The sequence below is a fragment of the Kitasatospora sp. NPDC093558 genome (assembly GCF_040683475.1).
In the GTDB taxonomy this organism is placed as follows: Bacteria; Actinomycetota; Actinomycetes; order Streptomycetales; family Streptomycetaceae; genus Kitasatospora.
The window spans coordinates 1-18,652 of sequence record NZ_JBFBDY010000100.1 but is presented as its reverse complement, the minus strand read 5'-3'; the positions used below and the strand labels follow the sequence as shown (position 1 = coordinate 18,652).

General features: G+C 73.1%; 17 protein-coding genes. 9 read left to right on the top strand and 8 right to left on the bottom strand.

Annotated elements, in window-relative coordinates:
- Window positions 1-259 precede the first annotated feature (259 nt).
- The 6 genes from AB0O00_RS13295 to AB0O00_RS13270 all read right to left on the bottom strand — a co-directional run bounded on the left by AB0O00_RS13295 (window position 260) and on the right by AB0O00_RS13270 (window position 6,093).
- A complete protein-coding gene (locus AB0O00_RS13295; protein WP_363651184.1) occupies window positions 260-478 on the bottom strand; it encodes a hypothetical protein in 219 nt (72 codons plus the stop codon).
- A 304-nt stretch (window positions 479-782) separates the two neighbouring features.
- Window positions 783-1,166: a DUF3099 domain-containing protein gene (locus AB0O00_RS13290; RefSeq protein WP_363651182.1), complete on the bottom strand. Its 384-nt coding sequence runs from the start codon at window positions 1,164-1,166 to the stop codon at window positions 783-785.
- A gap of 113 nt (window positions 1,167-1,279) precedes the next feature.
- Entirely contained in the window at window positions 1,280-1,828 is a 549-nt protein-coding gene (locus AB0O00_RS13285; RefSeq protein ID WP_363651189.1) for an RNA 2'-phosphotransferase, read from the bottom strand.
- A 32-nt stretch (window positions 1,829-1,860) separates the two neighbouring features.
- Complete coding sequence (locus tag AB0O00_RS13280) at window positions 1,861-3,258, bottom strand: metallopeptidase TldD-related protein (RefSeq protein ID WP_363651180.1); 1,398 nt, start codon at window positions 3,256-3,258, stop codon at window positions 1,861-1,863.
- A complete protein-coding gene (locus tag AB0O00_RS13275) occupies window positions 3,258-4,760 on the bottom strand; it encodes a TldD/PmbA family protein (RefSeq protein ID WP_363651188.1) in 1,503 nt (500 codons plus the stop codon). The genes AB0O00_RS13280 and AB0O00_RS13275 overlap by 1 nt, the downstream gene beginning before the upstream one ends.
- 187 nt (window positions 4,761-4,947) lie before the next feature.
- The gene (locus AB0O00_RS13270; protein ID WP_363651178.1) at window positions 4,948-6,093 is read right to left on the bottom strand and encodes an MBL fold metallo-hydrolase; all 1,146 of its coding nucleotides are present in this window, start codon (window positions 6,091-6,093) and stop codon (window positions 4,948-4,950) included.
- A gap of 299 nt (window positions 6,094-6,392) precedes the next feature.
- Here AB0O00_RS13270 and fabG point away from each other — a divergent pair, with 299 nt between their 5' ends.
- The gene (gene fabG / locus AB0O00_RS13265; RefSeq protein ID WP_363651176.1) at window positions 6,393-7,112 is read left to right on the top strand and encodes a 3-oxoacyl-[acyl-carrier-protein] reductase; all 720 of its coding nucleotides are present in this window, start codon (window positions 6,393-6,395) and stop codon (window positions 7,110-7,112) included.
- 2 nt (window positions 7,113-7,114) lie between these two features.
- A complete protein-coding gene (fabI, locus tag AB0O00_RS13260) occupies window positions 7,115-7,882 on the top strand; it encodes an enoyl-ACP reductase FabI (protein WP_363651175.1) in 768 nt (255 codons plus the stop codon).
- Between the two features lie 76 nt (window positions 7,883-7,958).
- Here the strand turns inward: fabI and AB0O00_RS13255 are convergent, their stop codons facing one another.
- Window positions 7,959-8,633 carry a FadR/GntR family transcriptional regulator gene (locus AB0O00_RS13255; RefSeq protein ID WP_363651173.1) on the bottom strand — a complete coding sequence of 225 codons (675 nt, stop codon included), beginning with the start codon at window positions 8,631-8,633 and terminating at the stop codon, window positions 7,959-7,961.
- A 133-nt stretch (window positions 8,634-8,766) separates the two neighbouring features.
- Here AB0O00_RS13255 and AB0O00_RS13250 point away from each other — a divergent pair, with 133 nt between their 5' ends.
- The 3 genes from AB0O00_RS13250 (at window position 8,767) to AB0O00_RS13240 (ending at window position 10,991) form a co-directional block, all read left to right on the top strand.
- The gene (locus tag AB0O00_RS13250) at window positions 8,767-10,062 is read left to right on the top strand and encodes an MFS transporter (RefSeq protein WP_363651171.1); all 1,296 of its coding nucleotides are present in this window, start codon (window positions 8,767-8,769) and stop codon (window positions 10,060-10,062) included.
- Between the two features lie 145 nt (window positions 10,063-10,207).
- The gene (locus AB0O00_RS13245; RefSeq protein WP_363651170.1) at window positions 10,208-10,330 is read left to right on the top strand and encodes an SGM_5486 family transporter-associated protein; all 123 of its coding nucleotides are present in this window, start codon (window positions 10,208-10,210) and stop codon (window positions 10,328-10,330) included.
- Between the two features lie 133 nt (window positions 10,331-10,463).
- Window positions 10,464-10,991, top strand: a complete 528-nt coding sequence (locus AB0O00_RS13240) for a histidine phosphatase family protein (RefSeq protein WP_363651168.1) — start codon at window positions 10,464-10,466, stop codon at window positions 10,989-10,991.
- A gap of 158 nt (window positions 10,992-11,149) precedes the next feature.
- On the opposite strand, the gene serB is transcribed toward AB0O00_RS13240, so the two are convergent.
- Window positions 11,150-12,406, bottom strand: a complete 1,257-nt coding sequence (gene serB / locus AB0O00_RS13235) for a phosphoserine phosphatase SerB (RefSeq protein ID WP_363651166.1) — start codon at window positions 12,404-12,406, stop codon at window positions 11,150-11,152.
- Window positions 12,407-12,707: 301 nt separating this feature from the next.
- Here serB and AB0O00_RS13230 point away from each other — a divergent pair, with 301 nt between their 5' ends.
- From AB0O00_RS13230 to AB0O00_RS13215, 4 genes are all read left to right on the top strand, one after another.
- The gene (locus AB0O00_RS13230; protein WP_363651164.1) at window positions 12,708-15,293 is read left to right on the top strand and encodes an FHA domain-containing protein; all 2,586 of its coding nucleotides are present in this window, start codon (window positions 12,708-12,710) and stop codon (window positions 15,291-15,293) included.
- Window positions 15,294-15,612: 319 nt separating this feature from the next.
- Window positions 15,613-16,710, top strand: coding sequence for a GAF domain-containing sensor histidine kinase (locus AB0O00_RS13225; RefSeq protein WP_363651186.1), 1,098 nt, complete (start codon window positions 15,613-15,615; stop codon window positions 16,708-16,710).
- A complete protein-coding gene (locus AB0O00_RS13220) occupies window positions 16,703-17,359 on the top strand; it encodes a response regulator transcription factor (RefSeq protein ID WP_363651162.1) in 657 nt (218 codons plus the stop codon). The genes AB0O00_RS13225 and AB0O00_RS13220 overlap by 8 nt, the downstream gene beginning before the upstream one ends.
- Window positions 17,360-17,552: 193 nt before the next feature.
- Window positions 17,553-18,389 carry a hypothetical protein gene (locus tag AB0O00_RS13215; RefSeq protein ID WP_363651160.1) on the top strand — a complete coding sequence of 279 codons (837 nt, stop codon included), beginning with the start codon at window positions 17,553-17,555 and terminating at the stop codon, window positions 18,387-18,389.
- The last annotated feature ends 263 nt before the right edge of the window (window positions 18,390-18,652 follow it).

Below are 18,652 nucleotides of genomic sequence, written 5' to 3'. Positions count from 1 at the left end.
CGAAGCCGTCAGCATCGCCCCGCACTACCGCACCGTTCCCATCAACCAACCGACCAAGGCTCCACGAGGCTCAAAACCTTAAGTCACTGGTATTGGGGCTAGGGCGTGTCTTTCGGATCAGGTCGGAGGGACGCGGCGTCAGGGTGCGTGCATCGCAAGGCGGAGGAGGGAGTCCATGCGGAGCATCGGCGACCGACGACAACGCGGCGAGGTGCGTGCCCTGGCGTCGCGGCACCCGGCCTGATCCGAAAGACACGCCCTAGCTCTCCGTAGGGGTCCAGTCGGAGAAGGCGACGACCTCCTTGAGGAAGCCGCGCACGCCCAGGAACTGGGACAGGTGCTCGCGGTGCTCGTCGCACGCGAGCCAGGTCTTGCGGCGGTCCGGGGTGTGCAGCTTGGGGTTGTTCCACACCAGCACCCAGCGGGCGTCCGCCCGGCAGCCCTTGGCGGAGCAGATCGGCGTCTGCGGGGTGTCCATCGGGCCGTCCTCGGGGCTTGGCGGGTGCTTGTCGGGGGAATCTTCGCACCGCCAGTGTTTCACGGGCCCTTCCGCGCACCGGGGGCCGGGGAGCCCGGGGCCCGTCCGGATGCGGGCATGGCGACGCCGGGCAGCCACGGGGGGAGCCGCCCGGCGTCGGTCCGTCGCTCCGACGGGGGATGCGGAGCGCGTACGCAGTATGTCACGCCGAGACCCGGGTTTGGGGAGGTCTTGCATGATTAATCTGAGCTTCTTTTGAGCTTTCTCCGAGTCAAACCACCGCGAACGCGGAGGACCCGGGCAGTCAGCTCCCGCTCTGTGAAGAATCGGTGGGAGACTTCTTTGCCTCTCCTGTACCGGCCGCCGCTCCCGCCCCACCCGTACCGCCGGGGCCGAGCATCAGCGGGGTGTCCAGCGGGATGTCGAAGGTGCTCGGCAGACCCGGCGCCCGCTCCCGGCCGGCGTTGGCGATCAGTACGGCGAAGTACGGCAGCAGTACGGCACCCGCGAGCGCGGCGAACGCCAGCCAGCGCTGCACGTCCCACAGCACCACCGCCAGCAGCACGCAGACCGTCCGCAGCAGCATCGAGGCCACGTAGCGGCGCTGCCGCCCGCGGACGTCCTCGGTGAGGCCGCTGCGCGCCCCCGTGATCCGGTGGACCTGCCCACCGCCCGCGCTCTTGCCCATGTCCTACCGCCCTCGTCCAAGCGCCCGCGCGTCTTGGCCGCGCGGCCAATTCACCGTACGCCGCACCCCGGCCGAGGACGAGACCGGGGCGGCTGACACGCGCGACGGGCCCGTCAGGGCCGCCGGGAGAGGTACTGCGGGGGGACGGCGTCGGTGAGCCAGACGCCGTTCTCGCTGATCCGGAACTCGTGGCCGTCCGCGGCCATCGCGGCGGCGTTCACGGTGAGCACGACCGGGCGGCCGTGCCGGGAGCCGACCCGGGTGGCCGTCTCGGTGTCCGCCGAGAGGTGGACGTCCTGGCGGGCCATCGGGCGCAGGCCCTCGTGGAAGATCGCCGCCAGGTTGCGGTCGGCGGTGCCGTGGTAGAGCACCGGGGGCGGCGCGGCGGCGGCCAGACCGAGGTCGACCGCCACCGTGTGGCCCTGGTTGGCGCGGATCGAGAGGCCGTCGGCCGAGTAGCCGAAGCGGCGCTTGTTGTTCGTCGTCACGACGTGGTCCAGATCGGCCCTGCTCAGCTTGTTGCCCTTCGCCGCGAGGGCGGCGAGGAGCAGGTCGACCCGGACCCAGCCGGCCTCGTCGAGGGTGATCCCGACCCGTTCCGGCTCGTGCCGCAGGATGCGCGACAGCATCTTGCTCGTCTTGACCAGCCGCTTCTCGTCCATCATGTCTCTCGTATCCCCCTGTTGGTCAGTGGCTATGAGGCCTGGCTGACCGAACTCATGTTGAAGTCCGCGACACGCACGGGTGGCATCGCGGTGCGGGTGAAGTAGTCGTTCCACTCGCGCGGCAGGCAGCGCTCGGTGCGGCCCGCCTCGGTGATCCGGCCGAGCAGGTCGACCGGGGACTCGTTGAACCGGAAGTTGTTGACCGCGCCGACCACCTCGCCGTTCTCGACCAGGTAGACGCCGTCCCGGGTGAGGCCGGTGAGCAGCAGCGTCGCCGGGTCCACCTCGCGGATGTACCAGAGGCAGGTGAGCAGCAGGCCGCGCTCGGTGCGCGCGATCATCTCGTCCAGCGTCGGTGCCGCGTCCTGGCCGGCCGTCTCCAGCACCAGGTTGTCGACGGACGGGCGCAGCGGCAGGCCGGTGAGGCCGGCCGCGTGGCGGGTGGTGACCAGGTCGGTCAGCACGCCCTCGCGGATCCACTCGGTGGCGGTGATCGGCAGGCCGTTGTCGAACACCGAGGCGTCGCCGCCGCTGGCGTGCGTGAGGACGAACGGCACGGCCTCCAGGCCGGGTTCGCGCGGGTCGGCGCGCAGCGTCAGCGGCAGCGCGGCGAGCTTGTCGCCGACGCGGGTGCCCCCTCCCGGCTTCGAGAAGACCGTGCGGCCCTCGTGGGCGTCCCGGCCGCCGGCGGACCAGTGCAGGTAGACCATGAGGTCGCCGACGGCCGAGGGCGGCAGCAGCGTCTCGTAGCGGCCGGCCGGGAGGTCGACCTTGCGGGCGCCCCAGCCCAGGCGCTTGGTCAGCTCGGCGTGCAGGGCCGTGACGTCGACGTCGGCGAAGTCCTGGGTGGCGGCGCCGACCCAGGCGGAGCCGGACAGGTCGGCGGTCTTGGCGTTGATCTCGACCATGCCGGTCGGCTGGTCGTGGCGCAGCCGCAGGCCGGTCGAGGTGCCCAGGTAGCTGCAGACGACCTCGTGCCGGGCGAAGCCGTAGAGCAGTTCGTCCTGGGCGGCGGCGCGGGCGAAGGCCTCGCCGAGGGCCGGGCCGAAGGCGTCGAACACCTCGATCGAGGTCTCGGCGGGCGGCTGGTCGAAGTGCGGCGAGGAGGGCGTGCCGGTGGCCAGCGGCTGGGCGTCCTCGGCCGGTCCGGCGGCGCGGGCGGCCTCCTCGGCGGCCCGGACGAGGCCCTCGACCTCGTCCGCGGTGACGGCCTCGCGGGAGACCACGCCGGAGGCGGTGCCCTCGGCGCCGGCCACGGTGGCGATCACGGTGAGGCGGCGGCTACGGGTGACGCCGTTGGTGGTCAGGGAGTTGCCCGCCCAGCGGAGGTTGGCGGTGGACTCCTCGTCGGCGATCACCACGCAACCGTCGGCGCGGGAGAGGCCGAGCGCGAGCTCGACGAGTTCGTGGGGCTGCGTCGCGGTCATCAGTGACCCGCCTCCTGCTGGGTGTTGAGCACGTTGACGTTGCGGAACAGCGCGGACGGGCAGCCGTGGCTGACCGCCGCGACCTGGCCGGGCTGCGCCTTGCCGCAGTTGAAGGCGCCGCCGAGGACGTAGGTCTGCGGGCCGCCGACGGCGGCCATCGAGCCCCAGAAGTCGGTGGTGGTCGCCTGGTAGGCGAAGTCCTTGACCTGGCCGGCGAGTTCGCCGTTCTTGATGGCGTAGGCGCGCTGCCCGGTGAACTGGAAGTTGTACCGCTGCATGTCGATCGACCAGGAGCGGTCGCCGACGATGTACAGGCCGTTCTCGACGCCGGCGAACAGGCCCGAGGTCGCCGGGCCGCCGGCCGCGGGCCGGAGCGAGACGTTGGCCATCCGCTGCACCGGGACGTGGGCGGGGGAGTCGGCGAAGGCGCAGCCGTTGGAGCGCTCGAAGCCCTTCAGCTTCGCCATGCCGCGGTCGAGCTGGTAGCCGACCAGGACGCCGTCCTTGACGAGGTCCCAGGACTGGGTGGCGACGCCCTCGTCGTCGTAGCCGATGGTGGACAGGCCGTGCTCGGCGGTGCGGTCGCCGGTGACGTGCATCAGTTCGGAGCCGTACCGGAGCGAGCCGAGCTTGTCGAAGGTGGCGAAGGAAGTGCCGGCGTAGGCGGCCTCGTAGCCGAGCGCGCGGTCCAGTTCGGTGGCGTGGCCGATCGACTCGTGGATGGTCAGCCAGAGGTTGGACGGGTCGATGACGAGGTCGTAGCGGCCCGCCTCGACGCTCGGGGCCTTCATCTTCTCGGCGAGCAGGACGGGCAGTTCGGCGAGTTCGGCGTCCCAGTCCCAGCCGGTGCCCCTCAGGTACTCGTAGCCGCGCCCGACCGGCGGGGCCAGGGTGCGCATCGAGTCGAAGGCGCCGGTGCGCTCGTCGACCGAGGTGGCCTCCAGTGTCGGGTGCAGACGGATGCGCTGCTGGGTGGTGACGGTGCCGGCGGTGTCCGCGTAGAACTTGTTCTCCTGGACGGTCAGCAGGCTCGCCTGGACGTGCGAGACCCCCTCGGCGCCCAGCAGCCGCGAGCTCCACTCGGCGAGCAGCGCGGTCTTCTCGGCGTCCGGCACGTCGAAGGGGTTCACCTCGTAGGAGGAGACCCAGGTGACGTCCCGGTGGACCGGCTCCGGCGCCAGCTCGACCCGCTCGGCCGAACCGGCCGCGCGGCTGATCCCGCCGGACAGCCGGGCCACCGCGACGGCCTGCTCGGCGACCCGGGCCGCCGCGGCGGTGGTGAGGTCCACCCCGGCGGCGAAGCCCCAGGCGCCGTCCAGCAGCACGCGCACGGCGAAGCCGAGCTGCGCGCTGTCGGAGGTGCCGGCCGGGCGGGCGTCGCGCAGCCGCCAGGAGGCGCTGCGGACCCGTTCCAGCCGGAAGTCGGCGTGCTCGGCACCGAGTTCACGGGCGCGGGTGAGCGCGGCGTCGGCGAGGGTGCGCAGCGGGAGGGCGAGGAACAGCGGGTCGACGGTGCGGACGTGCTCGGCGCCTGCGGGGTCGGCCGGAGGGATCGGAGGCAAGCGGGCTCCCTGGTCGCGGGGGTGGCGGTGCGGCGCCGCACAGGGGCGCCCGCACCGCATCATTGCCCGTCCACGCTCTTTCGGCCAGCGCATTTGCCCGGCGCCGACACGGCGATCCGGCGCGTCGTCAGGCGACGGTCTCCCACCATCCGTCCAGCTCGGGCGGGTTGTCGACGTCGACGCGCTCGCCGGGGCGCGGCACCGCGAGCTGCACGGCCTGGGCCTTGGCCTCCTTCAGGAGCCGCTCGACCGGCTCGGCCCACGGGTGCAGCCCGAGGTTGAAGGTGCACCAGTGGACGGGCACCAGGAGGCCGGCGTCGAGGTCCCGGTGGGCGAGGACGGCGTCCTCGGGCGTCATGTGGATGTCCGCCCAGGCCGCGTCGTAGGCGCCGATCTGGACGAGGGCGGCGTCGAACGGGCCGTGCTCCCCGCCGATCCGGGCGTAGCCCTCGAAGTAGCCGGAGTCGCCGGTGTAGAAGACCTTGCGGGTGGGGCCGGCGATCACCCAGGAGCCCCACAGGGTGGTGTTGCGGGTCAGGCCGCGGCCGGAGAAGTGGTGCGCGGAGGTGAGGGTGAGCACGAGCTCGCCGAGCGTGCAGGTCTCGTCCCAGTCCAGCTCGATGATCCGGTGCTCGGGCACGCCCCACCGGCGCAGGTGGCCGCCGATGCCGAGCGGCACCGCGAACGGCGCGGACTGGGTGCGCACCAGGCGCTTGACCGTCGCCATGTCGAGGTGGTCGTAGTGGTCGTGCGAGATCAGCACGGCGTCGACCTGCGGGAGCTCCTCCAGCGCGACCGGCACGGGGTGCAGCCGCTTGGGGCCGACGTGCGCGGAGGGGGAGCAGCGGTCGCTCCAGATCGGGTCGAGCAGGACGCGCGAGCCCTCGATCTCGACGAGCGCGGAGGCGTGCCCGTACCAGGTGATCTCGACGCCCTCGGCGGCCGGGCGCGGACCGTCGGCCTGGCGCACGACCGGCACCGGGTGCGCCGGGACGCGGTGCTCGCGCTGGAAGATCATGCGGCGGACGGTGTCGGCGTCGATGTCGGGGGCGGACGACGCGCGGGCGAGGGTGGACGGCGCGTTGTGGAAGACGCCGTCGCGGTACTGGGGGGAGTCGCGCACGCGCTCCTCGCGCTCGCCGTCCGGCCGGCGCCCGAACGCGGCCGGGAGGTCGCGCAGCGACCAGGCGGCGGCGCCCGCGACCGCGGCCAGGGCGGTCAGGGCCAGCAGCCGTCCGCGTCGGTGGGTTCTCCCGGGCTGTGCCTTGGTCATGCGCCCTGCCTCTTCGTTCCTCGCCGGGACTGTTTCGGGGAGAGGGTACGGCCGGCCCCGGGTCGTCCCGTACCACGGGTGGGAACGGGCGCACCGGCCCGAGTGTTCCCGCCCGCGCGCGGGGCCGGCCCGTGCGGGGGCGCTCCGGCGCAGGTCCGGGCACTGATTGTCGGATTGCGACAGTTCCTTCGGCGACGCGCTGTGGGAGAACGATTCGTCGGCGACGCCGGGCGCCGGATACGGTCACACTGCGTGCGCATCCCGCTGTACGCGCTCCCCCTACGGAGAGAGGTGGATCGTTGAGCCGCTCGGTTCTCGTCACCGGAGGAAACCGGGGCATCGGCCTCGCGATCGCCCTGGCCTTCGCCGAGGCGGGCGACAAGGTCGCCATCACCAGCCGCTCGGGCGAGGTGCCCGAGGCCCTGGCGAAGTACGACGTCCTCGCGGTGCGCTGCGACATCACCGACGCCGCGCAGGTGGACGCCGCCTTCACCGAGATCGAGCAGAAGCACGGCGGCGTCGAGGTGCTGGTCGCCAACGCGGGCATCACCAACGACACCCTGCTGCTGCGCATGTCCGAGGAGGACTTCACGTCCGTCCTCGACACCAACCTCACCGGCACGTTCCGGGTGGTCAAGCGCGCCTCCAAGCTGATGATGCGGGCGCGCAAGGGCCGCGTGATCCTGATCTCGTCCGTGGTCGGCCTCTCCGGCTCGCCGGGCCAGGCGAACTACGCCGCCTCCAAGGCCGGCCTGGTCGGCTTCGCCCGGTCGCTGGCGCGCGAGCTCGGCCCGCGCAACATCACCGTCAACGTGGTCGCCCCCGGCTTCGTCGACACCGACATGACCGCCGTGCTCAGCGACGAGCGCCGCGCGGAGATCGTCTCGGGCGTGCCGCTGGGCCGCTACGCGGCGCCCGCCGAGGTCGCGTCCACCGTGCGGTTCCTCGGTTCGGACGAGGCCGCGTACATCACCGGAGCCGTCATTCCCGTCGACGGCGGATTGGGCATGGGTCACTGAGCATGAGTGGAATCCTCGAGGGCAAGCGGATCCTGATCACCGGTGTGCTGATGGAGTCCTCCATCGCCTTCCACACCGCGCGGCTGGCCCAGGAGCAGGGCGCCGAGATCATCCTCACCGCCTTCCCCCGTCCGAGCCTGACCGAGCGCATCGCCAAGAAGCTGCCGAACCCGGTCAAGGTGCTGTCGCTGGACGTCTCCAGCCCGGAGGACCTGGCCGGCATCGCCGACCAGGTCCGCGAGACCCTGCCGACCCTGGACGGCATCGTCCACTCGATCGGCTTCGCCCCGCAGGACGCCCTGGGCGGCAACTTCCTGGACACCCCGTGGGAGTCCGTGGCCACCGCGATGCACGTCTCGGCGTACTCGCTGAAGTCGCTCACCATGGCGCTGCTGCCGCTGATGCAGGACGGCGGCTCGGTCGTCGGCCTGACCTTCGACGCGCAGTACGCGTGGCCGCAGTACGACTGGATGGGCCCGGCCAAGGCCGCCCTGGAGTCGACCAACCGCTACCTGGCCCGCTACCTGGGCGAGCGGGACATCCGCTGCAACCTGATCTCGGCGGGCCCGATCGGCTCGATGGCCGCCAAGTCCATCCCGGGCTTCGGTGACCTGGCCGACACCTGGAACCACCGCTCCCCGCTGAAGTGGGACCTGAGCGACCCGGAGCCGGCCGGCCGCGGTGTCGTCGCGCTGCTGTCGGACTGGTTCCCGAAGACCACCGGCGAGATCATCCACGTCGACGGCGGTCTGCACGCCATCGGCGCCTGATCCGCTGCCGCCGCTGCCCGGCACCCCCTCCGCGGGGGTGCCGGGCAGCGGCGTTTCTCGTGTCCGGGGCCGTCGTTCAGGCGTCGGCGGCGCCGCAGGCCCCGATCGCGCGGCCGGCCTCGACGGAGGCGCGCTGGGCGTCGCCGGCCCGGATCGCGTCGAGGATCGTGTCGTGGCCGATGTAGCGCTCGGCGATCAGCTCGGGGCCGACGTCGTGGCGCAGGTGGGCGCGGGTCACCTCGCCGAGGTCGGCGTAGACGGCGGCCAGCACGTCGTTGTGGGCGGCGGCGACGACGGCCTGGTGGAAGGCGGCGTCGGCCTGGACGAAGTCCTCCGCGTCGCCGGAGTGCCAGGCGGCCTCGCGGCGGGCCAGCGCGGCGTCCAGCAGGCCGAGGTCGCGCGGGGTGCGGCGGACGGCGGCGAGGCCCGCGGCGGAGGTCTCCAGGGCCGCGCGCAGCTCGGCGACCTGCGCCTGGTCGGCGTCGGCGAAGCGGCGGTGCATGACGCCGGCCAGCTCGCTGGTGGCGAGGACGTAGGTGCCGGAGCCCTGGCGGATGTCGAGCAGCCCGTTGTGGGCCAGGGCGCGGACGGCCTCGCGGACGGTGTTGCGGGCGACGCCGAGCTGTTCGACCAGTGCGGCCTCGGTCGGGATGCGCGAGCCCACCGGCCACTCGCCGGAGGTGATCTGGGCGCGCAGCTGCGCGATCACCTGGTCGGACAGCGGGGTGCGCCTCGGCGAGGACAGCGCCACGGGGACTCCTAGCGGCTTCGGGGCGGCGGTGGACGGGGCCCGGTGGACTCCGGCGGGCCGGTGGATGAACGGTCGGCACATCATGCCAATTCCGTGGTGCGTCAATTCATCCCATCATTCTATGATGGTGCACATGCCTCCCGCAGCAGACACCACCACCACCACCACCCCACGAACCGAGGTCCGGCCGCAGACCGAGCGGCCCGCCGCCACCCCCAGCCCCTTCGCCGTCGCGCTGTTCGCCGTCGCGATCGCCGCCGCCGCCTTCAACCTGCGCCCCGTTGTCACCAGCCTCGGGCCGCTGCTCGACCAGGTCCGCGCCGGCCTCGGGATGAACCCCACGGTCGCCGGCCTGCTCACCGCCGTGCCCTCGCTGTGCTTCGGCCTGTTCGGCTTCGCCGCGCCCACCATGGCCCGCCGGATCGGCCCGATCGCGGTGATCACCGCGGGCATGGGCGCGATCACCGCGGGCGTGCTGGCCCGCTCCTTCGCCGGCGGCACCGCGGTCTTCCTGCTGCTCACCGCGCTCGCCCTGGCCGGTGTGGCGGTCTCCAACGTGCTGATCCCGGTGGTGATCAAGCGCTACTTCCCGGCCAAGGTCGGTCCGATGATCGGCCTGTATTCCATGGCGCTGTCGGCCGGCACCTCGCTGGCCGCCGCCGTCACCGTGCCCCTGACCAGCGCGCTCGGCGGCGACTGGCGCTACGGCCTCGGCGTCTGGGCCGTCCTCGGCGCGGTGGCACTGGTGCTCTGGACCGTCGTCGCCCTGACCAGGCGCGAGCGCGGCGACAAGGCGGGCGGGCCCGCCGCCGGCAAGCTGCCGATCACCCGCAGCCGCACGGCCTGGGCGATGGCCTGCTTCTTCGGCCTCCAGGCCACCGGCGCCTACGTGGTCATGGGCTGGCTGCCGAAGATCTTCCAGGACGCCGGCATCGACAAGGGCACCTCCGGCGTGCTGCTCGCGGTGACCATGGTGATCGGCGTGCCGGTCTCCTTCGTCCTGCCGAACCTGGCCGCCCGGCGCGGCGACCAGCGGCTGTTCGTCGTCGTGCTGGCCTCCTTCGGCATCGCCGGGTACGCGGGCCTCGCGCTCGCCCCGGCCGCGCTGCCGTGGGTGTGGGCCGTCCTGGTGGGCCTGTCCAACTGCGCGTTCCCGCTGGTGCTGACGATGATCGGGCTGCGCGCCCGGACCGCGGGCGGCGTCGCCCAGCTGTCCGCGTTCGCCCAGGGCGCCGGCTACCTGATCTCCATCCCGGGCCCGATCCTGATCGGCAGGATCTACCAGGTGACGGGCCAGTGGTACTGGCCGCTCGGCTTCCTCGCGCTGCTGCTGGTGCCGCAGATGCTGTTCGGCCTGCGGGCGGCGATGGCCCGGCACATCGAGGACGAGGCCGTGGCGCCGAAGGTGGCGGCCGGGGCCAAGGGCTAGCGTCCCCGGGGTCTCGCGGGGTCCTCGTCCGGTTGGCCGCAGGGCGAGGGCCCGGAGTCGGCGCATGGTTCGGGAAGGTCAAGGGCCGGCCAAGGGCGAGGGGGCGGCGGCGGGCGGGCGCGTCCGGGGTGGGAGAATTCCGGACATGCCCGTTCTCGAACCGAACCCGACCGACGGCCGCAAGCAGCTCGGCCGCATCGCCCTGGCCTTCGCCGGCATCGTGGTGCTCGTGGCGATCATCGCCACCATCGCCGCGAGCATGGGCTGACCGCCCCCGCGACCATGCCGTCCGGCGGGAGAACCCCCGGTGAACGGCGCATGATGGCACCTGCCACCCCTGCGGGTGGCGGCAACCGGGAGCATCGCGCCCCCGGACGGCTTTTCTGCCAAGCTTGCTGGGTATGAGCGCCGACACGCCCCGCAGGATCATCGTTCTCCGCCACGCCAAGGCCGACTGGCCCAACGGCGTCGACGACCACGAGCGGCCGCTGGCCGACCGGGGCCGCAACCAGGCCCCGGACGCCGGCCGCTGGCTCGCCGACTCCGGGATCAACCCGGACTTCGTGCTCTGCTCCACCGCCCTGCGCACCCGCGAGACGTGGAAGCTGGCGGCGCACGAGCTGCCCAAGCGGACCCGCAAGACGGTGTACGAGGAGCGGATCTACGAGGCCAGCCCGGGCGAGATCATCGCCGTCCTCCACGAGACTCCGGAGGAGTACGTGGACGTCGTGCTGGTCGGGCACAACCCGGGCGTGCTGGGCCTGACCCAGGTGCTGGCCGGCGATGCGGGCGACCCGGACGCACTGGACCGGCTGCGGCTCGGCGGCTTCCCCACGGCGGCGATCGCGGTGCTCAGCTTCGGCGGCTCCTGGAAGGACGTCGAGCCGGGCGTGGCCGAGCTCGTCTCGTACCACACGCCGCAGGACTGACGTTCCGCGGTCGCTCCGAGCACGTGAAGCGGACGCTCCGAGCACGCGAAGCGGACGCTCCGAGCACGCGAAGCGGACGTGAGAGCTGAGGGGCGCGTGGACTCGGTCCGCGCGCCCCTCAGCTGCGTCTCCGTACGCCCCCACGGGCGTTCGAGGGATTACTCGGTCGGGCTGCCGTCGACGGCGTCCGCCGCCTCGACCTCCTCGCGGGTGATGCCGAGCAGGTACAGCACGGTGTCCAGGAACGGCACGTTCACCGCGGTGTGGGCGGCCTCGCGCACCACCGGCTTGGCGTTGAACGCCACCCCGAGGCCGGCCGCGTTCAGCATGTCGAGGTCGTTGGCGCCGTCGCCGATCGCGACCGTCTGCTCCAGCGGCACCTTGGCCTGCTCGGCGAACCGGGCCAGCCAGCGGGCCTTGCCCGCGCGGTCCACGATCTCGCCGACCACCCGGCCGGTGAACTTCCCGTCCACCACCTCCAGGGTGTTGGCCGCCGCGAAGTCCAGCCCCAGCTGCTCCACCAGGTGGTCGGTGACCTGGGTGAACCCGCCGGACACGACCGCCACCTGGAAGCCCAGGCGCTGCAGCGTGCGGATCAGGGTTCGCGCCCCCGGCGTGAAGCGGACCTCCGAGCGCACCTTCTCCGTCACCGAGGCGTCCAGCCCGGCCAGCAGCGCCACCCGGGCGCGCAGCGACTCGGCGAAGTCCAGCTCGCCGCGCATCGCGGCCGCCGTCACCTGGGCGACCTCCTCCTCGCAGCCCGCGTGGGCCGCGAAGAGCTCGATGACCTCGTCCTGGATGAGGGTGGAGTCGACGTCCATCACGATGAGGCGCTTGGCGCGGCGCTCCAGACCGGCCGCGACCACGGCGACGTCGACCCGCTGGGTCGCCGCCTCCTGGGCCAGCTCGCCGCGCAGTTCCTCGGGCGCGACACCGGACACGGCCAGCTCGACGGCCGTCACCGGGTACTTCGCGAGGCGGAAGACGCGGTCGATGTTGCCGCCGGCCGCGGTGATCCGGGAGGTCAGCGCGGAGACCGCGGCGGCGGTCAGCGGGTGGCCCAGCACCGTCACGTGCGAACGGCCCTCGCGGCGCGGCCGGTTGTCGCCGATGCCGGAGATGATCTCGGCCTGGAGCTTCTGCTCCTCCGCCCAGCGGTGCACGGTGGCCCGCAGGCCGCCCTCGGCGCCGGGCGCGGTGGGCGGGGTGACCAGGGCGCACAGCGTGATCCGGCCACGCGTCACGACCTGCTCGATGTCGATCACGTCGACGCCGAAGCCGGCCAGGGTGGCGAACAGGCCGGCCGTGATGCCGGGGCGGTCCTTGCCGAACACCTTGACGAGCAGGGTGCGCTCGTCCTCGGTCCGGGGCTGCGAGGCGGGGGAAGGCTCAGCGGCCAAGGGCGATGCGTTCATGGTGAGTCCCACGCTACCCGCCGGGAAGGGGCCGCAGGACACCCGTCCCACCCCCCGGACGCCCGGGTCGGCGGTGCCCGGAGTGTGTGCGCCCCGACCGGCCGACGTGCAGGTGGCGTGGTGGTGCGGCGGAGCCGGGGACACCGGGTGGTCCGCGAATCGTTGCCGCCTGGTCACAGTCCCCAGGGGCGACTTTCGTCAGCGGTCCGTCGGCTGGAATGATTCCCCCCGTCAGTTCAGAAGTAGGCACCCCCGGCCGGGGGACACAATCGGGGGACCGAGAGAGCGGGGCAGGCGAGCAGTGCCGCAACTCGTCATTGAGATCAACGGACAGCAGCGGACTCTGGAGCCCGGGCGGTCCTACACCATCGGGCGCAACCCGCAGTCGGACTTCCCGTTCGACGACGCGCGGGTCTCCTGGCACCACGGGACCATGTCCTTCAACGGGTCCGGCTGGCAGCTGGACGACCACGGCAGCACCAACGGCACGTACGTCGCCGGTGCCCGCACCCTGCAGGCCCAGCTGTTCCCGGGCGCCGTCGTCAACCTCGGCAACCCGGAGAACGGCCCTCGGCTCTCCTTCTCCGCACCCGTCCAGGCCGCCGCCCCGCAGACACCTGCCTGGCACGAGGCCGCCACCAGCCGCAGCAACGCGCCGGCGCAGCAGCAGCCGCCCGCGCAGCAGCAGGCGTGGGGGCAGCAGGCCCAGGACCCGTACCAGCAGCAGTCCGAGCCGTGGGCCGCGCAGCAGCAGGGCGGCTTCCCGCAGCAGGGCGCGCAGCCGCCGTTCCCGCAGCAGCAGGGGCTCCCCGCTCAGCAGCAGGGTTTCCCGTCCCAGCCGCAGCACGGTGGCGGCGGCCCGCAGCCGACGATGATCCGCAGCCTGACGGCGGGCATGCGCACCGTCCGGATCGGCCGCGCGCTCGACAACGACATCGTCGTCTCCGACCTCCAGGTCTCGCGCCACCACGCCGAGCTGCGCCAACTGCCCGACGGCCGCTACGAGATCGTCGACCTCGGCAGCCACAACGGCATCTTCCTCAACGGCCAGCAGGTGCAGCGCCAGCTGATGGGCCCGCAGGACCGGCTGACCGTCGGCCACTCCAGCTTCGTGCTGGTCGGCGACCAGCTGCAGGAGTTCGTCGACGACGGCGCGGTCTCCTTCTCCGCCCGCCACCTGACCGTCGAGGTCGAGCACAAGGGCGCGAAGAAGATCCTGCTCAACGACGTCAGCTTCGGCGTCCCGGAGAAGTCCCTGGTCGCCGTCATCGGCCCGTCCGGCTCCGGCAAGTCGACCCTGCTGCGCGCCCTCACCGGCTACCGCCCGGCCGACCGCGGCGAGGTGCTGTACGACGGCCGCAACCTCTACAAGCAGTTCGCCGAACTCCGCTCCCGCATCGGCCTGGTGCCGCAGTCGGAGATCCTGCACCGCGAGCTGACCGTCCGCAAGGGCCTCAAGTACGCGGCCCAGCTGCGCTTCCCCGGCGACACCGAGGCCCGCGAGCGCGAGGCCCGGATCGACGAGGTGCTGTACGAGCTGCGCCTGGACAAGCGCGCCGACAACAAGATCACCGCGCTCTCCGGCGGCCAGCAGAAGCGCGTCTCGGTCGCCCTGGAGCTGCTCACCAAGCCGTCGCTGATCTTCCTGGACGAGCCCACCTCGGGCCTCGACCCGGGCATGGACCGCGAGGTCATGCAGATGCTGCGCGGCCTGGCCGACGACGGCCGCACGATCCTCGTCGTCACCCACTCGGTGGCCGAACTCGCGCTCTGCGACCGGCTGCTGGTGATGGCGCCGGGCGGTTCGGTGGCCTACTTCGGCCCGCCGGACGAGGCGCTGCACTTCTTCGGCTACGAGACCTGGGCGGACGTCTTCCAGGCCTTCGAGAACTACCCGGACCACGACTGGGCCGGCCGCTACCGCGGTTCGGTGCACTACCAGCAGTACTCCGCCCCGACCGTCGACGCGGGCGAGGTGCAGCACGTCCAGGTCGCCCAGGAGGCCATCAAGCCGCCGAAGCCGCAGAGCTGGGGCTCGCAGCTGTGGACCCTGATGCGCCGCTACATGTCGGTGCTCGCCTCGGACCGAGGCTTCCTCGCGCTGTCGGTGCTGCTGCCCGCGGTCATCGGCGGGGTCAGCGTGCTGATCCCCAACGCACCGGGGCTCGCGCCCAACCCGAAGTCGCAGCTCGGCCTCAACAACGGGGCCGCGACGATCCTGCTGATCCTCGCGATCGGCGCCTGCTTCTCCGGCGCGGCCAACTCGGTCCGTGAGCTGATCAAGGAACGGGCGATCTACGAACGGGAACGGGCCACCGGCCTGTCCCGCTCGGCGTACATGATGTCCAAGATCATCGTGCTGGGAATCTTCAGCGTGATCCAGGGCGCGATCATCTCCGCCGTCGGCTTCCTGCCGCGCAAGCTGCCCGAGCACGGCGGCCTGCTGGTCAAGAACACGCCGATGATCGAGATGACGATCGGCATGATCCTGCTGAGCTTCGCCGCGATGATGTTCGGCCTGATGATCTCCGCGCTCGTCAAGACCGCCGAGAAGACCATGCCGCTGCTGGTCATGTTCGCCATCGTCCAGGTCGTCTTCACCGGCTGCCTCTTCCAGATCTTCAGCAAGCCCGGCCTGGAGCAGGTCGCCTGGCTGATGCCGGCCCGCTGGGGCACCGGCATCGTCGCCACCACGCTCGACCTGTCGCACCTCATGGGCCCCTGGAACAAGGACTTCCAGCACCCGGACTACGACCCGCTGTGGAAGCACACCGTCGCCCAGTGGGCGATCGACGCCGGCGTGCTGGTCGCCATCTCGGTCGTCATCGGCATCATCGTGACGCGCCTCCAGCGCCGGCACGAGCCCGAGGTCATGCAGAAGGGCTGACGCCCACGGCGATCGCCCGGACGAGGGGCGGCTCTCCCGAGAGGGAGGGCCGCCCGTCGTCCGTTCCGGGCCCAGGTCCTTGTTGTGAAGAGAGGTCCTAGGTCCCCGGACCTGCTCCTGGGGCGGCTGTGGACGGACGCGGGGGCCCCGGGGGCGGCGGTAGGTTGGCGGTATGCCCAGCGCGCCCAGTGACCACCGCCCGGCGGCCGGTCCCCTCCCCGACGGCCGGATACCGGTCGGCCACCCGCACCACGACCGGCCGCCCGTCTGCGACCCCTGCCTGGCCGGCATCGAGGCGGTGAGCCGGGCGCTGCTCGCGATGAGCAAGCACCTGGAGGTCCGCGAGGTGCTGCGCCGCATCACCGCCTCCGCCCGCGAACTGCTCGGCGCCGAGTACGCGGCCCTCGGCGTCCCCGACGACCACGGCGGCTTCGCCCAGTTCGTCGTCGACGGCATCACCGACGAACAGTGGCACGCCATCGGCCCGCTGCCCCGCCAGCACGGCGTCCTCGCCAAGATGCTCCACGAGACCGGGCCCACCCGGCTCGCCGACGTCCGCACGGCCCCCGCGTTCGGCGGCTGGCCCGCCGCGCACCCCGAGATGGACGCCTTCCTCGGCATGCCCGTCCTCGACACCGACGCCGCCGAGGACGAACCGCAGGTCACCGGCGTCATCTTCCTCGCCAACAAGCGCGGCGGCGGCCTGTTCACCGACCACGACGAGGAACTGCTGCGGATCCTCGCCGCGCACGCCGCCCTCGCCCTCTCCAACGCCCGCCTCTACGAGCGCAGCCGGGAACTCACCCTGGCCGGTGAACGCGCCCGCATCGCCCACGACCTGCACGACGCCGTCTCGCAGAAGCTCTTCTCGCTGCGCCTCACCGCCAAGGCGGCCGCCAAGCTCGTCGACCGCGACCCGGCCCGCGCCCGCGCCGAACTCGCCGAGGTCGCCCGGCTCGCCGCCGAGGCCGCCGACGAACTCCGCGCCGTCGTCGTCGAACTGCGGCCCGCCGCCCTGGAGGAGGACGGGCTCAGCGCCACCCTCGCCTCCCAGGTCCAGGTGCTCGACCGCGCCCACACCGCCGACGTCGCCTTCGCCGCCGACGGCGTCCGCGCCCTGCCGCCCGCCCAGGAGGCCGCGCTGCTGCGCGTCGCCCAGGAGGCGCTGCACAACGCGCTGCGCCACTCCGGCGCCCGGCGCGTCACCGTCACGCTGCTCGGCACGCCGGAGCGCGGGGCCGTCCTGCAGGTGCGGGACGACGGGCGCGGGTTCGACCCGGAGTCCGTCCGCCGGGCCGGCAAGCACCTCGGCCTGGCGTCGATGCGCGACCGCGCCGCCGCCGTCGGCGGCCGGCTCACCCTGGAATCCGCCCCCGGCAGGGGCACGCTCGTCGAGATGGAGGTCCCCGGTGCCTGACACCACACCGTCGATCCGCGTCCTGCTCGTCGACGACCACCAGGTCGTGCGGCGCGGCCTGCGCACCTTCCTCGAAGTGCAGGACGACATCGAGGTGGTCGGCGAGGCCGCCGACGGCGCCGAGGGCGTCGCCCGGGCCCGGGAGCTCGACCCCGACGTCGTCCTGATGGACCTCAAGATGCCCGGCGTCGACGGGATCGAGGCGCTGCGCACGCTCAAGGGGGAGGGCAGCCGGGCCCGGATCCTGATCGTCACCAGCTTCACCGAGCACCGCACGATGGTCCCCGCGCTGCGGGCTGGCGCCGCCGGGTACGTTTACAAGGACGTCGACCCGGAGGCGCTGGCCGGGGCCATCCGCTCGGTGCACGCCGGCCACGTCCTCCTCCAGCCCGAGCTCGCCGAGGCGCTCCTCTCCGACGACGGCCCGCGGGCGCCGCAGGGCCGGGGCGGGACGCTCACCGAGCGCGAGCGGGAGGTGCTGGGGCACATCGCGGACGGGCGCTCCAACCGGGAGATCGCGCGCAGCCTGCACCTGTCGGAGAAGACGGTGAAGACGCACGTGTCGAACATCCTGATGAAGCTGGACCTCGCGGACCGCACCCAGGCGGCGCTCTGGGCCGTCCGGCACGGGGAGCACCGCGAGGCGTAGCGCGCACGGGGGTGCGGTTGCGCTGTGCCGGATGGGGGGTAATCCGGGGGCGCGGGGCGTCAGATGGCGGCAAGTGGCGTCAAGTGCGGTCTTGGCGTGTGCCGTTCGGCAGGGGGACGGCGGTCGTGACGTGATCGGGCGTCAGGGGCGCGTGCCAGGCTGAGCGCCGACATCGAACCCGGGGGAGGACCTGATGAACGCGCCGCGCAGCGAGTACGGGCCCGTCGTGCTCGCCAACGAACTGGAGTTGACGTACCGCCTGTTCGAGCGGGCCAGGCACCTCGGCCTGGTGCCGCCGCCGGACATCGAGGACCGGCGGTGGTCCCGGGCGGCCGTGGAGCCGCTGCTGGAGCGCCGCGCCGACCTCGCGGCGGCGCTGGCGGCGGACGTCGCGGAACGGGCGGCGAAGCTCGCCCAGGAGACGGCCCGCGAGCGCGAGGCCTACGGGCCCGAGGTCCTGCGCCGCCGGCTCGGGCTGGTGCGCTGGCAGTTCGACGAGGCGCGCAGACGCGGGCTGATCCCCGAACCGGACGTCGACGGCCGGTCCTGGTCGGCCGCGACGGAGGCCGGGCTGCGGGCCCGCGCCGCCGAGTTCATTGCCGCGCTCGGCGCCGTGCCCCGGGTTGGCGCGGGCAAGGCGGCCGTCGCCCTGGGCCACACCACCGGCCTCCCGGTGACCGCCGACGACATCCGCCGCCTCGCCGAGGCCGGGGCGCTCGTGGCCTCCGGCGAGTTCCGCGGCCACCCCACCTACAGCCGCGAGGCACTGGCGGCGGTGCCGGAGGCCGCCGTCGAGGAGGCCGTCACCGAGCGGCGCCGCCGCGCCGAGACGGAGGCCGAGGCCGCCGCCGAGCTGCTGCGGCAGCGGATGGCGGAGAGCCTCTCGGCGGCGGAGGCGGCCGAGGAACTGGGCTGGTCCGCCGCCCGCCTGGAAGCCGCCGCGGCGAAGGGCGGCCTGACCCGGGCCCAGGACGGCCGCTACGACCGGGCGGAGGTGATGGCCCTGGCGGAGGCTGATCCCTGGCGGTAGGGGTGCCGGGCGGGTGGTCGGGCGCAGCTGCCGGGCGGACGCGATGCCGGCAGCCGGGCGTCATCGGGTGGGCAGGACGTCCGGGCCTGGCCGGGTGGCAGGTTGCGGGAGCGGCGGGCTTGGTGGCGGCGGCCGGGCATCACTCGGGCGGGCCGACTGTGGGGTGGGGCCCTGAGGCGGTGGGCGTGGGTGGCTGGTTTCCGGCCATGTCTCCGTCACCCGGTGCCCGGCGTGCGCGGGAAGTCGGTCCGGCCGACTTCCCG